This is a genomic window from Streptomyces sp. NPDC091416 (assembly GCF_044756845.1).
Classification (GTDB): Bacteria; Actinomycetota; Actinomycetes; order Streptomycetales; family Streptomycetaceae; genus Streptomyces.
This window is the reverse complement of sequence record NZ_JBIVTU010000006.1, coordinates 51295-64885: the sequence shown is the minus strand read 5'-3', so window position 1 is coordinate 64885 and position 13591 is coordinate 51295. Positions and strand designations below refer to the sequence as shown.

General features: G+C 72.6%; 15 protein-coding genes. 7 read left to right on the top strand and 8 right to left on the bottom strand.

What is annotated here, in order from left to right; translation table 11 throughout:
* Positions 1-33 precede the first annotated feature (33 nt).
* Positions 34-1752, top strand: a complete 1719-nt coding sequence (locus tag ACIQMX_RS19135; protein ID WP_363068615.1) for a SpoIIE family protein phosphatase — start codon at positions 34-36, stop codon at positions 1750-1752.
* Positions 1753-1765: 13 nt separating this feature from the next.
* Here the strand turns inward: ACIQMX_RS19135 and ACIQMX_RS19130 are convergent, their stop codons facing one another.
* From ACIQMX_RS19130 to ACIQMX_RS19110, 5 genes are read right to left on the bottom strand one after another with little or no spacing between them, the layout of a single operon-like run.
* Entirely contained in the window at positions 1766-2614 is an 849-nt protein-coding gene (locus ACIQMX_RS19130; RefSeq protein ID WP_402479565.1) for a GNAT family N-acetyltransferase, read from the bottom strand.
* A gap of 51 nt (positions 2615-2665) precedes the next feature.
* Positions 2666-3259: a hypothetical protein gene (locus tag ACIQMX_RS19125; protein ID WP_363068619.1), complete on the bottom strand. Its 594-nt coding sequence runs from the start codon at positions 3257-3259 to the stop codon at positions 2666-2668.
* A complete protein-coding gene (locus tag ACIQMX_RS19120; RefSeq protein ID WP_402479562.1) occupies positions 3256-4521 on the bottom strand; it encodes an MAB_1171c family putative transporter in 1266 nt (421 codons plus the stop codon). The genes ACIQMX_RS19125 and ACIQMX_RS19120 overlap by 4 nt, the downstream gene beginning before the upstream one ends.
* 47 nt (positions 4522-4568) lie before the next feature.
* On the bottom strand, positions 4569-5129 hold the full coding sequence (locus tag ACIQMX_RS19115) for a toxin (RefSeq protein WP_363068623.1): 561 nt from the start codon (positions 5127-5129) through the stop codon (positions 4569-4571).
* Between the two features lies 1 nt (position 5130).
* A complete protein-coding gene (locus ACIQMX_RS19110; RefSeq protein WP_363068625.1) occupies positions 5131-5580 on the bottom strand; it encodes a hypothetical protein in 450 nt (149 codons plus the stop codon).
* A 637-nt stretch (positions 5581-6217) separates the two neighbouring features.
* Between ACIQMX_RS19110 and ACIQMX_RS19105 the strand changes: the two genes are divergently transcribed.
* From ACIQMX_RS19105 to ACIQMX_RS19090, 4 genes are all read left to right on the top strand, one after another.
* Complete coding sequence (locus ACIQMX_RS19105) at positions 6218-6556, top strand: MerR family transcriptional regulator (protein WP_363068627.1); 339 nt, start codon at positions 6218-6220, stop codon at positions 6554-6556.
* Positions 6557-6933: 377 nt separating this feature from the next.
* Complete coding sequence (locus ACIQMX_RS19100) at positions 6934-7137, top strand: cold-shock protein (protein ID WP_015609674.1); 204 nt, start codon at positions 6934-6936, stop codon at positions 7135-7137.
* A 424-nt stretch (positions 7138-7561) separates the two neighbouring features.
* Positions 7562-9130, top strand: coding sequence for a DEAD/DEAH box helicase (locus ACIQMX_RS19095; RefSeq protein WP_402479556.1), 1569 nt, complete (start codon positions 7562-7564; stop codon positions 9128-9130).
* A 51-nt stretch (positions 9131-9181) separates the two neighbouring features.
* Positions 9182-9493 carry an SCO5918 family protein gene (locus tag ACIQMX_RS19090; protein WP_363068631.1) on the top strand — a complete coding sequence of 104 codons (312 nt, stop codon included), beginning with the start codon at positions 9182-9184 and terminating at the stop codon, positions 9491-9493.
* Positions 9494-9560: 67 nt separating this feature from the next.
* Here the strand turns inward: ACIQMX_RS19090 and crcB (ACIQMX_RS19085) are convergent, their stop codons facing one another.
* Genes crcB (ACIQMX_RS19085) through crcB (ACIQMX_RS19075) form a run of 3 tightly spaced genes read right to left on the bottom strand, consistent with a single transcriptional unit; the run spans position 9561 to position 10710 of the window.
* Entirely contained in the window at positions 9561-9935 is a 375-nt protein-coding gene (gene crcB, locus ACIQMX_RS19085) for a fluoride efflux transporter CrcB (protein WP_402479553.1), read from the bottom strand.
* Complete coding sequence (locus ACIQMX_RS19080) at positions 9932-10282, bottom strand: DUF190 domain-containing protein (RefSeq protein ID WP_402479551.1); 351 nt, start codon at positions 10280-10282, stop codon at positions 9932-9934. The genes crcB (ACIQMX_RS19085) and ACIQMX_RS19080 overlap by 4 nt, the downstream gene beginning before the upstream one ends.
* On the bottom strand, positions 10279-10710 hold the full coding sequence (gene crcB / locus ACIQMX_RS19075; RefSeq protein WP_402479548.1) for a fluoride efflux transporter CrcB: 432 nt from the start codon (positions 10708-10710) through the stop codon (positions 10279-10281). Before crcB (ACIQMX_RS19075) ends, ACIQMX_RS19080 begins: the two co-directional genes overlap by 4 nt.
* A 322-nt stretch (positions 10711-11032) precedes the next feature.
* Between crcB (ACIQMX_RS19075) and ACIQMX_RS19070 the strand changes: the two genes are divergently transcribed.
* Together ACIQMX_RS19070 and ACIQMX_RS19065 are read left to right on the top strand one after the other, a co-directional pair.
* Positions 11033-12580, top strand: coding sequence for a hypothetical protein (locus ACIQMX_RS19070; protein WP_402479546.1), 1548 nt, complete (start codon positions 11033-11035; stop codon positions 12578-12580).
* Positions 12581-12765: 185 nt separating this feature from the next.
* Positions 12766-13530, top strand: coding sequence for a peptidoglycan recognition protein (locus ACIQMX_RS19065; RefSeq protein WP_402479543.1), 765 nt, complete (start codon positions 12766-12768; stop codon positions 13528-13530).
* The last annotated feature ends 61 nt before the right edge of the window (positions 13531-13591 follow it).

The window sequence follows — 13591 nt, the reverse complement described above, 5'->3', positions numbered from 1 at the left end:
CGGACGGCCCGCGCCCTGCCCCAGGAGGTTGCCTTGCTGGCCGATGCGCACGCCGACATCCCGTCGCCGCTCGACATCGTGGCGCTCGCGGCCCTCATCGACGGCACCACGGCCGGGGTGGGCGTCCTCGACACGCGGCTGCGCTACCTCTACGTGAACCCGGCCCTCGAACGGCTCAACGGCGTCCCGGCCGCCGCGCATCTGGGCCGTACGGTCTCCGAGGTGCTCCCCGAGGTCGACGCGCGCGAGGACCTGATGCGCGCGGTCCTCGCCGACGGCCGGGCGCGCGAGATCACCTCCAGCGGCCGGACCCCCGCCGCGGCCGGCAGCGCCACGCGCTACTGGCACGGGGCCTACCACCGGCTGGAGGTGGCCGGCCAGGTCGTGGGCGTCGCCGGGATCGTGCTGGAGGTCAAGGCCTCCGACGAGGACCAGCGCCGGCTGGCCCAGGCACAGCGCCACCTGAACCTCCTGGACGCCGCGAGCACCAGGATCGGCACCACGCTCGACATGGACACCACCTGCGCGGAACTCGTCGACCTCGTCGTCCCGGCGCTCGCCGACTTCGCGACCGTCGAGGTCTTCCCCCGGGACGTCGCCCCGCCGGTGCGCCCCGCGCCGCCGGGCGTGGTCCGGCTGCGGCGGGCCGCGGTCGCGGCGGTGCCGTGGCTGCGCGACCGGCTGGCCCGGTTCGGCGGGCCCGGTGACTACGTCGACTACCAGGAGACCGCGGCCGTGCCGCGCTGCCTGGCCGCCAACCAGCCCGTCGTGGAGAACCTCACCAGCGACGAGCAGCTGGGCCTCTCCGCGCCCTCACCCGAACGGGTCGCCGCCTACCGGGCCCTCGCAATGCACTCCGCGGTCATCGTGCCGGTGGCCGTGCGCAGCGAGCCGATCGGCGTCCTCGGCCTGGTCAGGGCCGGCGACTCACCGGTCTTCACGGACGAGGACGTGGTGGTCGCCCGGGAGCTCGCCGGCCGGGTCGCCGTCGACCTCGACCACGCGCGCCGCTTCACCCACGAGCACACCATCGCCCTGGAGCTCCAGCGCTCCCTGCTCTCCGAGCCGCGCCCGCCGCACCCGCACATCGAGGTCGCCACCCGCTATCTGCCGGCCGACCGGAGCGTGCTGGTCGGCGGCGACTGGTTCGACGTCATCCCGCTGCCCGACGGCCGTCATCTCAAGGCGATGGGCGATGTGATGGGGCACGGCGTCGAGGCGGCCGTCGCGATGAGCCACTACCGCTCGCTGCTGCGGCTGCTGGCCGACGAGGAACTGCCGCCGCACCGCATCCTGGAGCAGCTCGACCGGATGGTCGAACGGTCCGGGCTCGACCGGGCGGCGACCTGTCTGCTCGCCGTGGTCGACCGGTCCGGCGGGCTCTGCGAGGTGTCGAGCGCCGGCCATCTGCCGCCCGTCCTCATCGATCCCGGCCCGGCCGGGACCTGGCTCGCCGACGTGCCCGCCGGCCCGCCGCTGGGCACCGGGTTCGGCGGTTACCGGACGACGAGGCTGGAGTGCGGACCGGGAACCGTGCTGTTCATGTACACCGACGGACTGGTGGAGCGGCGCGGCGAGGACATCGACGTGTCCGTCGGCAGGCTCAGCGGACTGGGCCTGCCGGAGAGCGGCGATCTGGAGGAACTGCTGGACGCGGTGCTGGAGCGGTTCGGCCCGGGCGCCGAGGACGACATCGCGGTGATGGCCTCACGGTCGCGGGAGGTCCCGGGCGGCGCGTGCGCGACGGACTGAGGCCCGTCGGCGCTCATCCCAGTTCGAGGCTGGTGATGCCGAACAGCCCGCCGTGATCCACATCCGGCGCCGGGCCGGTGTACATGCGGGCCGTCTCGAACGACGGGGTGAGCCCCAGCTCCTCGGCCAGCCGTACCGCCGCCGGGTTCACATCGGGTACGTCCACGGCGACGGGCGCGGACGGATCGGTGGCCGCGAGCGCGCTCACCAGGGCCCGGGCGATCTCCGGCGTCGCCGCGTACAGCGGGCCGATGCGCGAGGACGTACGGCAGGCGCGCAGCACGGCGAGTCCCCGTACCTCGCCGTCCTCCAGCGCGACCAGCGCGGTGCGTCCGGGCGTGGTCGTCCAGGCCGCGAGGAAGCCGTCCCGCTCGGCCGGGAAGAACCGGCGGTCGTACGCGGTGACCTGGCCGAAGGGCAGCGTGCGGGCGTCCACCAGCGTGACGCCGGGCGGCGGCTCGACGCCGAGCGGCGCGAGTCCTTCGTACCGCAGGTTCGTCCAGACGGGACTGAAGCCGGACTTGCGGTAGTTGGGCTGCTGCTCGACCACTCCGTCGAGGCCGGTGTTGCGCCCGGCCAGCCGGTCCGTCCCGGCGGCCCAGATCCGGCTCCCGTACCCCTGGCCCCGCAGGTCCGGGCGGGTCAGATAGAAGCCCAGGAAGCCGAAGCCGGAGCCGTAGCGGACCACGGAGACACAGGATGCGGGCACCCCGTCGAGGCGGCCGATCAGGAAGCCGCACGGGTCGGCGGCGAAGAACGCCTGACCGTCGGTCAGCCCGGGGTTCCAGCCCTCGGCATGGGCCCAGTCCGCCATCATCCTGATGTCGTCCGCGCTTGCTGTGGTGATCTCGAATGTCGGCACGGCACCACCATGGACCCCGCGCGCGGCACGTTCAACGACGCCGGGCCCGGCTCAGACGAACAGGAACGCGCCCGCCGTCGCCGCGCCCAGCGCCGTCCCGGCCGTCACCTGGCCCACCGTGTGGTAGCCGAGCGCCACCCGTGACCAGCACACGGCCGCCGTCATGAGGTACCCGAACAGCCACCACGGCGAGTGCACCGAGGCGAGCAGCGCGACCGCGGCCGAGGCGACCGAGGCGTCCACCGAGATCTTCCACACCGTGTTGACGGCGAGCAGGACGACGGTCATCACCCAGAGACCGAGCATCGCGGTCAGGATGCCGGAGGGGGCGCCGCCCAGCACCATGACCGCCGAACCGGTGCCGATGGAGCCGAGGATGACGAGGAAGATCGGGGCCCGCTTGGTCCGGTCGACGACATGGCGGTCGCCCCAGGTGCCGCGCCCGCGCTCCCACTCGATGTAGCCGGCCGGGACGAGCCCGGCGCACAGGGCTCCGAGGAACCCCCACAGCAGCCCCGTCCAGTGGCCCGCCGCCGCCAGCCCGATGGCGAGCATGCCGGCCAGCAGGACGTTGCGGGGCTGGAAGACGTCGGTCACGGTGCGCGCGGTGGACGTGCCGCTCCCGTGGGTGGTGCTCGTGCTCATGCCTGCTGCTCCTGCTCCTGGACCGCTGCGGACGCTACGAGGACCTGCCGGGCCCGCTCCGGCGTGACCGTGCGGTACGCCGCCGCCACCCGGACCAGCCAGGCGACCTCGCCGTCCTGGTCGGTGGCGTGCTGGGTGCCGACGGCGGCCGCGGCGCCCGCCGGCGCACCGGCGCTCCGGGCCGCGAGCGCTGCCTTGATCCAGTAGGCGTCGGCGAGCGGCCCGGTCCGCTCCCGGCCGGCACCGCCGTCCGCGGCGGCGGCCTCGGCGGCGGGCAGCAGCGTGTCGGGCACGTAGTGGCGCAGCTTCTCGACCGCGTCGGCGATGTCCGCGGCCCACCGGTCGATCCGCAGGTCGGCCGGGGTGCCGAAGCGGGTCAGCTCGCGCAGCAGCGGGGCCGGGGGGTCGAAGGGCTGGTCGGGGAAGGCCGTCATCAGCTCGTACCAGAGGGCGTGCAGCTTCACCTGGGCGCGCCAGAGCGTCGCCCGGCGGCGGACGTTGGCGAACGCGGGAATGGAGGCACCGATCGCGAAGAAGGCGAACAGCACCACCTGCGAGGCCTCGGTGACCTCGTCGAAGCGCAGCGCGAAGGCCTCGCCGGGCCGGTCGGCGACGCTGACCCAGAGGAACAGTGTCCGGCTGACGGTGTAGCCGACGCCGATGAACATGGCGAACGTCATCATCCCCAGGCCCACCCGCAGATGGCGCCGCTGGGCGCTCGCCGTGGCGAGCGCCCACTGGTAGGCGCAGACGGCGGAGGCGGCACCGAGGTAGAGGTAGAACACGCTCATGTAGAGCGTCGCCCCCCACTGCCCCGCGTGGTCGGCGACGAAGCGGTCCGACGGCGTGGACCGGTCGACGACGGTGAAGAACAGCACCGTGAGCAGGACGAGCGTGGCGACGGAGGCCTTCGCCGCGACCTGCTGGATCAGCCGCGCGAACCGCACGTGGCGCGGGACGGCCCCGGCGTCGGCGTACTGGCCGTAGATCGCGACGATGTAGCTGAGGATGGCCAGGATCGCGACCGTCGCCGTGTAGTGCTTGATCAGCACCGAGAGGTCGGTGACCGGGCTGTCGTTGAGCCCGATGCGCACGGCCCGGGTCTTGGTCCACAGGGCGGCGGCGAATCCGGCGTAGCAGCCCCACAGCGCCCGGCGGCGCCGGTCCTCCTCGTCGCCCCACAGGGCGGCCGGCATGCGCCACACGGCGACGGCTGTCATCAGGCCGGCTATCAGATAGCCGGCGACGTCGAGCGGGGTCACGGCGGAATTCCTTGTGGTGGGGGGACGGGGGTCGGGGAAACGCGGTGCTACGTACGGCGGAACAGGCCCCGGCGGCGGTGGGCGACCGGGCGGGAGAGCGAGTTGGCGAGCCGTCCCACCATGTCATCGCTCGTCACGTCCCTCGCCATGCGGGGGATGAGAGAGGCACCCAATTCGGCCATGCGTTCGTCATGGGTGTCGTACTGGGCGCGGGCCTGCACGGCGTCCGGGCTGCTCAGCGCGTCCGGACCGACGACCCGGGCGATCAGGGAGGTGTCGAAGACGGGCAGCAGCCGCCGCAGTTGCTCCGCGTCCAGCGAGGTGCCGTGGTCGAACCACTCGTGGCACAACTCGTGCAGGATGACGTGCTGGGTCTGGTACGCGGTGGGGCGCCGGCGGTAGAGCACGACGCTGGTCCCGCCGGCCTTCAGCCGCAGCCCGCAGGCCGCGTTGACGCGGGCGAGCCGGTCGGGCATCTCGTGCAGCACGATGGTCCGGCCGCGGGCCGCCTCCATGTTGGCCACCAGCCCCTCGACGGTGAAGGGCGAGGGCAGCGGGAGTCCGGTCAGCCCGGCCTCGCACTCCTTCCGCAGCGCGCGCATGGACATCTCACTGACCCCGTGGTCCGCCGCCGGCCGGTGGCTGGCGGTCCTGTGCGTCCTTCAGCAGGGAGAGCGCGAACTGCAGGAGTTCCGGGGGCAGTCCGTCCTCGTCCAGCCCGCGCCCGGCCAGCCCGCTGATCTCACCGGTACGCCGCTTCGCCAGGAACTGCAGCCCGGCGACGACATCGTCGACGACCTCGGACTCCTCCTTGAAGAAGCGCCAGTCCACGCCGAAGCCGAGCCCGAGCGCCTTGAGGATGTCCTCGGACGGCTGGGTGACCTTGCCGGCCAGGATGTTGGAGAAGTAGCTGTGGGAGAGGGATCCGCCGCGCTCCTTGACCAGGTCGGCGAAGACCCGTCCCGAGATCTTGCGGCCGGGGAAGGTCTTCTCGACCATGTACTCGACCTTCTGCCGCAGCGTGCGCAGCTCCGGCGCGCGCTCTTCGCCGTTGTCCATCCGGTCCCCACGTTCACGTCCGCCGCACGGGCGTCTGTCCGGCTCCGCGCGGTGCTCGATTCGGTCAACGGGCTCGTACTGTAACGAACCTCGACGCGGTGTCCACGGCCCGGGATCCCTGGTGGCACACCGGAAAGGGATGAAGTGGAGCATCTCGCTCCGGCGCCCGGAACGGGCTTGCGCAAACACTTTGCGTCACTGTTAACTCGAAAAAACATGGGCAGGGGACCACGAGGGGAGTCCCTTGCCCGTGAAGACTCCTGCGTGAACCCGGCCGCTTGCCGCAGGGCCCGGCGCGCACATGGGTGTAGCCCTTCACGACGGGGGATGCGTGAAGGGCTACGTCTGCATTATGGCCGCTGGTCAGGCAGTCATCAACTGACCGGTCGGTCAGTCTTCTTGGTGAATCCCGTCCGTCCTCCCCGGGGAGGCGCGCCGCGCTGGTGCGGGGGCGCGCCCGGACCGCGCCCGGACCGGCGGGCCCGGTGCCGGGCCGGCCGGAGCCGGGGCCGTTCCGGATCAGGTTATTTCCCCCGTCCGGCCCGGGAAATCTGTCGCGGCTATGCTAGACACGATGGCTCGCACAATGAGAGTTTCTCGTTCGGTCAACGAAGTCGGCGATACGCGGCAGGTGCACATGCCCCCCGAACCCCCACCGCATGCCGCTGACCGGCTCGATGACGACGACTACCCCGCCTACACCATGGGGCGCGCCGCCGAGATGATCGGCGCCACGCCCGGATTCCTCCGCGCGATCGGTGAGGCGCGGCTGATCACGCCGCTGCGGTCGGAGGGCGGCCACCGGCGTTACTCCCGCTACCAGCTGCGCATCGCCGCCCGGGCCCGTGAGCTCGTCGACGGCGGAACGCCGATCGACGCCGCGTGCCGCATCGTGATCCTGGAGGACCAGCTCGAAGAGGCGCTCCGGCTGAACGAGGAGCTGCGCCGCCCCGCCCCGGGCCGCGACACGGCCTGAGCGGACTGCCGGCCCTGTCCGTCCGGCCCCGTCGACCGCCGCCCGCCCTGCCCTGTGGAGCGCCGGACCGGGGCGCGTAGCACGCGGCGGCGAATATCTATAGCCGCAAGCACAGAATTTTACGCAATGCCCGGTGAAGGTTTATGGCGCGCCGGGCGGAGTGTAATTACTTGCCGCGCCCGCCCGCATTCATTGTGCTACTGTGGATCTCAGTTGCAGTTGTGGTTCCCAAAGACTCCAAGTGCTCTCCTCGGCTAAATGGGCCGGTGGGTGCGCTTTTGTATTTTCCGGCTCATTATCCGGATGGGGTAATCATCGCGGCGACGCGGGACTGGCACAGTGCCAGCCCCCGGGCTCTGCCCCAGAAGGAGATAAACATGGCTACTGGCACCGTCAAGTGGTTCAACGCGGAAAAGGGCTTCGGCTTCATCGAGCAGGATGGTGGCGGCGCTGACGTCTTCGCCCACTACTCGAACATCGCCGCCAGCGGCTTCCGTGAGCTGCAGGAGGGCCAGAAGGTGAACTTCGACGTCACGCAGGGCCAGAAGGGCCCGCAGGCGGAGAACATCACCCCCGCGTGAATCCGATGACACCGGCGCTGACGCGCTGAGTGAGCATCCACAGCTGGGGCCCGCACCTTGGGTGCGGGCCCCAGCTCGTTGCTTTTCCCGGGTCCGCCCCCGTGCACGCCGTGCCGGTACCACCGCCACGAGCCGCCGGGGAAGCGCACAGGACCCGCGCTCCTCACCCTGCGGCGGACGATCCGCCATGGCTCCCGGACCACCGGTCCGCCGGAGCCCCGTGACGAGACCTTCGGGCCCGTTTCCCCGGGCCGGTTCGTCCGTCATTGCGAAGCGCCGGACCCGGTTCTGCCGGGCCCGTATCGGCTCAAGACGTGCTGCCGGGCTTCGTTCACGTATGCCAACGGCCCGTTCTTGCGATTCTTGTGCCGCTCGTCGCCGCAATGAATTCCTCGATACGCGCCATATCGAGGAAAGGTTCTGAATGAACCGCGATCGCACAACCCGCTCCAATGACCGTTTCTCCCGTACCACCCGCGGCGGTGGAGCCTCCGGTTCCGGCGGCTCCCGTTCGGGTGGCGGCGGTTTCCGTTCGCAGGGCGGCGGGCAGGGCCGCTTCGGCGCTCCGTCCCAGCGCTCCGGTGGTGGTTACGGCCGCCGCCCCGCCGCCAAGCAGGGTGAGTTCGCCCTGCCGAAGACGATCACCCCGGCACTGCCCGCCGTCGAGGCCTTCGCCGACCTGGACATGCCCGCGCCCCTGCTGTCCGCGCTCGCCAACGAGGGCGTCACCGTGCCGTTCCCGATCCAGGCGGCCACGCTGCCCAACTCGCTGGCCGGCCGTGACGTGCTCGGCCGCGGCCGCACCGGCTCCGGCAAGACCCTCGCCTTCGGTCTGGCGCTGCTGGCCCGTATCGAGGGACGGCGCGCCGAGTCCCGCCGCCCGCTGGCCCTGGTCCTCGTGCCCACCCGCGAGCTCGCCCAGCAGGTCACCGACGCGCTCACCCCGTACGCCCGCTCGCTGAAGCTGCGGATGGCCACCGTCGTCGGCGGCATGTCGATCGGCCGGCAGTCCGCGGCGCTGCGCGGCGGCTCGGAGGTCGTCGTCGCCACGCCGGGCCGGCTCAAGGACCTGATCGAGCGCGGCGACTGCACCCTGGACCGGGTCTCCATCACCGTGCTCGACGAGGCCGACCAGATGGCCGACATGGGCTTCATGCCGCAGGTCACCGAGCTGCTCGACCAGGTGCAGCCGGAGGGCCAGCGGATGCTGTTCTCGGCGACCCTGGACCGCAACGTCGACCTGCTGGTCCGCCGCTACCTGCACGACCCGGTCGTCCACTCGGTCGACCCGGCCGCCGGTGCGGTCACGACAATGGAGCACCACGTGCTCTACGTCCGCGGCGCCGACAAATACGCCACCACGACGGAGATCGCCGCCCGCGACGGCCGGGTGATCATGTTCCTCGACACCAAGCACGCCGTGGACAAGCTCACCGACCACCTGCTCAGCAGCGGGGTGCGGGCGGCCGCGCTGCACGGCGGGAAGTCCCAGCCGCAGCGCACCCGGACCCTGACGCGGTTCAAGACCGGCCATGTCACGGTGCTGGTCGCCACGAACGTCGCGGCCCGCGGCATCCACGTCGACAACCTCGACCTGGTCGTCAACGTCGACCCGCCGAGCGACCACAAGGACTACCTGCACCGCGGCGGCCGTACCGCCCGGGCCGGTGAGTCCGGCAGCGTCGTCACGCTGGTGCTGCCCAACCAGCGCCGCGAGATGACGCGTCTGATGGCCGACGCGGGGATCACCCCGCAGATCGCCGAGGTCCGCTCCGGCGAGGCCGAGCTGAGCCGGATCACCGGTGCGCAGGCGCCCTCGGGCATCCCCGTCACCATTACCTCGCCGCCGTCCGAGCGTCCGCGGGGCGGCTCGTCCTCCCGTGGCCGGCGCAGCCGTCCGGCCCAGGCCCGCCGCTCCTCGTCCTCGTCGTCCTCCTCCCAGCCGCGGGGCGGTGGCGCACCGCGCCGCTCCTCCGGCGACCGTGCCGCCTGACCGGCACCCGCGTTCCCGCCCGGTTCCGTCCCCCGATCCCGTTGAGGCACTATGCGCTGCGTCATCGCCCGCTTCCCGTTCGACCTGTTCAAGAACGAGGTCGAGGAATCGATGAAGGGCATCAAGCCCGAACCCGTCACCGGGGAATCGGTGATCATCAGTCGTCGTGTGTATCCCGTCAAGCAGGTGGGCGAGATCATCACCCGGCAGGACCGCCGCGACTTCTCGGCCGGTGAGGTGACCCGGGCGCTCTCGCGCCTCGGTTTCACCTGCCGGCCCGTCCCGGCCCCCGCCGAGCCCGTGGCGCTCAGCCCGCTGGAAGCGGCATCCGCCGCGCTGGGCACGCCCGGCCAGGACGCCTGAGCCCGCACCGTCACACGCCGAGGCCCGGTCTCCCCGAGAGGGAGGCCGGGCCTCGGCGTGTGCGGTGTCAGCTCCAGAGCGCCTCGGCGAGCGCGACGCCGGCGAACGCCGCGCCGAGACCCACGACCACGCTCGCCACCGCGTTCGCCGCCGCGTAGAGCCGCGCCCCGCCCTCGGCCAGCCGCAGGGTCTCGTAACTGAACGTCGAGTACGTGGTCAGCGCTCCGCAGAGCCCCGTCCCGAGCAGCAGCTGGAGGTGCGAGGAGGCGGCGCCGGCCGCCGCCGCGCCGGTCAGCAGGCCCAGCACCAGGCAGCCGCTCACGTTCACTGTGAAGGTGCCCCACGGGAAGACGGTGTCGTGCCTGGCCTGCACCGCCCGGTCGGTCAGATACCGCAGCGGGGCGCCGACGGCCGCACCGATGATCACCAGCAGCCAGCTCACGGGCGTTCCCCGGGGTCCGGCGCGGAGCGGACGATCTCGCAGGCGTCCAGCGTGACCGGGCCTGCGGTCAGTTCGGTGATGAGCGGCAGGAACGCGCGGATCCTCTCCTCCGTGTCCACGATCACCACCGCCACCGGCAGGTCCTCGCTGAGCGACAGCAGCCGCTGGGTGTGGATCATCGACGAGGCGCCGAAGCCCTCGATGCCCCGGAACACGCTGGCGCCCGCGAGCCCCGCCGCGTGTGCCCGGTGCACGATCTCCGTACAGACCGGGCGGTGGTGCCAGGTGTCCGACTCGCCGACCAGGACGGTCAGCCGCAGGCCCGGGGTGGTGTCCGGGGTGGTCATGCCTGCCTCCACGTGAGAGCGCGGCGCGTCAGCCACACCGCTGCGCACACGGCCGCGAGGGCCGCGAGCAGGGTCAGCGCCAGATAGACGAAACCGGTACGGGCCCGGCCGCCGTCGACGAGGCGCTCGATGTCCACGGCGTAGGTGGAGAAGGTGGTGAAGCCGCCCAGTACCCCGGTGCCGAAGAACGGCCGGACCAGGCGGTGGGGCGTCCACGCCTCGCTGATCACGACCATGAACACACCGATCACCGCGCAGCCCAGGACGTTCACCACGAGCGTCGTCCACGGGAACCCGTCCGTCGCCGTGGGCCACAGGAGCCCGGCCCCGTAGCGGGCGGACGCGCCCGCCGCCCCGCCGAGCGCGACGACCGCGACGACGGCGGCCTGCGGATGGGGCTTCTTCTTCGTGGTCGTGTTCCTGGGCACACGTCTCCTACCTGCCGGGGCGCCCGCGCCGGACACGGGCTCGCACGTACGCAAGTAGGGACCGTTGGCGGCACCTGCCGCGGTTCGGGTACGGCGGGCCCCACCGCCGCGCGGCGACCGTCACCGGTCCCCGCTCTCCTCAGGATATCGCCCGTGTGCCGCGGGGAGCACAGCCCTTAGGGTTGCCCGGGTGTATGTCAACGGGGAGTTGCGGACAGCAGCGGCAGGGGACGTCGACCGGGGCCGCATTCCCCGGCAGCGGGACGGGGCACGGGGGGTCCGGGAGCCGGCGGGCCGTAGGTCGTGGTGGCACCGGCACCGGGTGCCGGTCGTCGCCGTCGCCGTCGTCCTTCCGCTCTACGGCGTGTGGGCGGCCTTCCTGGCCACCGGCGGCGGTGACCTCGCCGCGCAGTTCGCCTGGTCGGGGTTCACCGCCCGCCACCCGGGCGCGGCGTACAACCTCTCCTGGTACGGGGGGATGCACACGGCCAACTACAGCGTCTTCTCCTCGTATGTGATGGCCTTCTTCGGCGTGCGCACGGTGTCCGTGGCCGCCGGGCTCGCGGGTACGTGGTTCATGGCCCTCCTCTTCGCGCGCAGGGGCGTGCCGCACGCCGTCCTTCCGGCGGTCCTGGCGGCGCTCGCCCTGTGGTGCAACGTCGCTTCGGGGCGTACGACCTTCGCGCTCGGGGTCGCCGTCGGGCTCGTCGCCTGCCTGTACGCGCACCGTTCGGTGACCGCCGCGGTGGCCGGAGCGCTGGCGACGATGGCCAGTCCGGTGGCGGGGCTGTTCCTCGTGGTGGCGGGCGCGGCGTACCTGCTGGACCGGCAGTGGCGCAAGGGCGCGGTGCTGATGGTGCCGTTCTTCGTCGTCCTGGGCGCGACCACGGTGCTGTTCCCGTTCGAGGGCGAACAGCCCATGCACGCCAACCGGTTGTGGATGCCGGTCGTCGTCTGCGCCGTCCTCGCGGTCGCGGCGCCGGTGCGGCGGGAGTGGCGGCTGCTGCGGTACGGGGCCGTGGTGTACGCCGCCGGTGTCCTCCTCACCTACCTCATCGCCTCGCCGATCGGTACGAACGTGGAGCGGCTGCTCGGTCTCGTCGCCGTGCCCGTGCTGTTCATGGCGCTCCTCGCCCTCGTCGGGGAGAAGGCGTGGGCGCGGACCGCCATGGTGGCGGTGGCCCTCGTGCTGTCCGCCAACTGGCTGGCCGACAAGACCGTGGACGACCTCCGGGTGTCCACCGAGGTGCCGTCCTGGGCGTCGCGGACCGAAGGGGTGACCCGCGAACTGGACCGCCTGGGCGCCGGCCTCGGCCGGGTCGAGGTCGTTCCGGCCCGCAACCACCGGGAGGCGACGGTGCTCGCCCCGCACGTGAACATGGCGCGCGGCTGGAACCGCCAGCTCGACGTCGAACGCGGGCGGCTCTTCTACGACGGGGCGCTGTCCCCCGACGCCTACCGGGCCTGGCTGGACCGGTGGGCCGTGGGCTACGTGGTGCTGCACCACGGGCAGCCCGACGGGCCCGCCGAGGCCGAGGCGGCACTGGTCAGGGCCGGGCAGCCCTGGCTGAAGCGGGTGTGGCGGGACGACGGGTGGACGATCTACCGGGTGCGGGGCGCGCGCCCGCTGGTGGAGGCCCCGGCCCGGGTCGTGCGCGGCGACGACGCCGAGCTGGTGGTGCGGATGCCCGAGGCGGGCTCGGTGACCGTCCGCCTCGCCCATTCGCCGTGGCTGCGGGTGCGCGGCGTGGACGGCGCCCACGGGGGGTGCCTGCGGCAGGACGGCGAGTGGACGAGGCTGACCGTGCCGGAGGCCGGGACGTACCGCCTGGACTCGGCGTACCGGCTGCCGCGCGACGGGGGCTGCTGAGGCGGCTCACGGGGCGCGGCGTCGGGCGGTGACGGAGGCGGCGGGCGGGCGTGCGGGGGCGGCCCTTGGGGGGCGTGGCGTCCGACGGTGCCGGACGGTCTGTGCGGCGCGCCGTCCGGACCTGCGGTTTCACCCGATCGGCCACCGCATCTGCGCGCCGGGCACAGAGGCCGCAGGGTGGTCCCATGTGGCTCCGTCAGCGACTCTGGCCGGCCGCCGCGGTCCTCCCGCTCACCCTTCTGGTGCTGCGGGACGCCCCGGTGCGCTTCGCGCCGCCCCCACCGCAGGCCCAGGCGCACGAGCGGGCGCCCGGTGTGCCGCAGCCGCCGATCGTCACCCGGGCGGGCTGGCACGCGGACGAGGGCATGGTGCGGGAGCACGCGGTCTACACGGGCGCCGTGCGGGCGGTCTTCATCCATCACACGGGGGAGTCCAACACCTACGACTGCGCCGATGTGCCGCGCATGCTGCGGGCGGTCGAGGAGTCCCACATCAAGGGCAACGGCTGGGACGACATCGGCTACAACTTCCTCGTCGACCGGTGCGGCACGATCTACGAGGGCCGGGCCGGCGGCATCACCCGCCAGGTCCGCGGGGCGCACACCACGGGCTTCAACGCCGACAGCGTGGGCATAGCGGTGCTGGGCAACTACGGGCGCGGGGCCGAGGTCCCGAAGGCCATCATCAGGGCGCTCGCCGAGGTGGCCGCGTGGAAGCTGCGGCCCGGAGCCGATCCGCAGGGCATGGTGCGGCTGGTCTCCACGAACGACGCGAGCAGGTACGCGAAGGGCGAGGCGGCCGTGCTGCACGTCATCTCGGGCCACCGCGACGCCTACCAGACCAACTGTCCCGGCGAGGCGCTGTACGCGAAACTGCCCGCGATCCGGGCCGCGGCGGCGGCGCTGCGCCAGGCCCGGACGGGCACGGCGGACGCGGAGGCCGCTCACTGAGAGCCGTCCGGGGGACGGACACACGGAGAGGGGGAAGCCACCGTGGCGATTCGTACTAGTG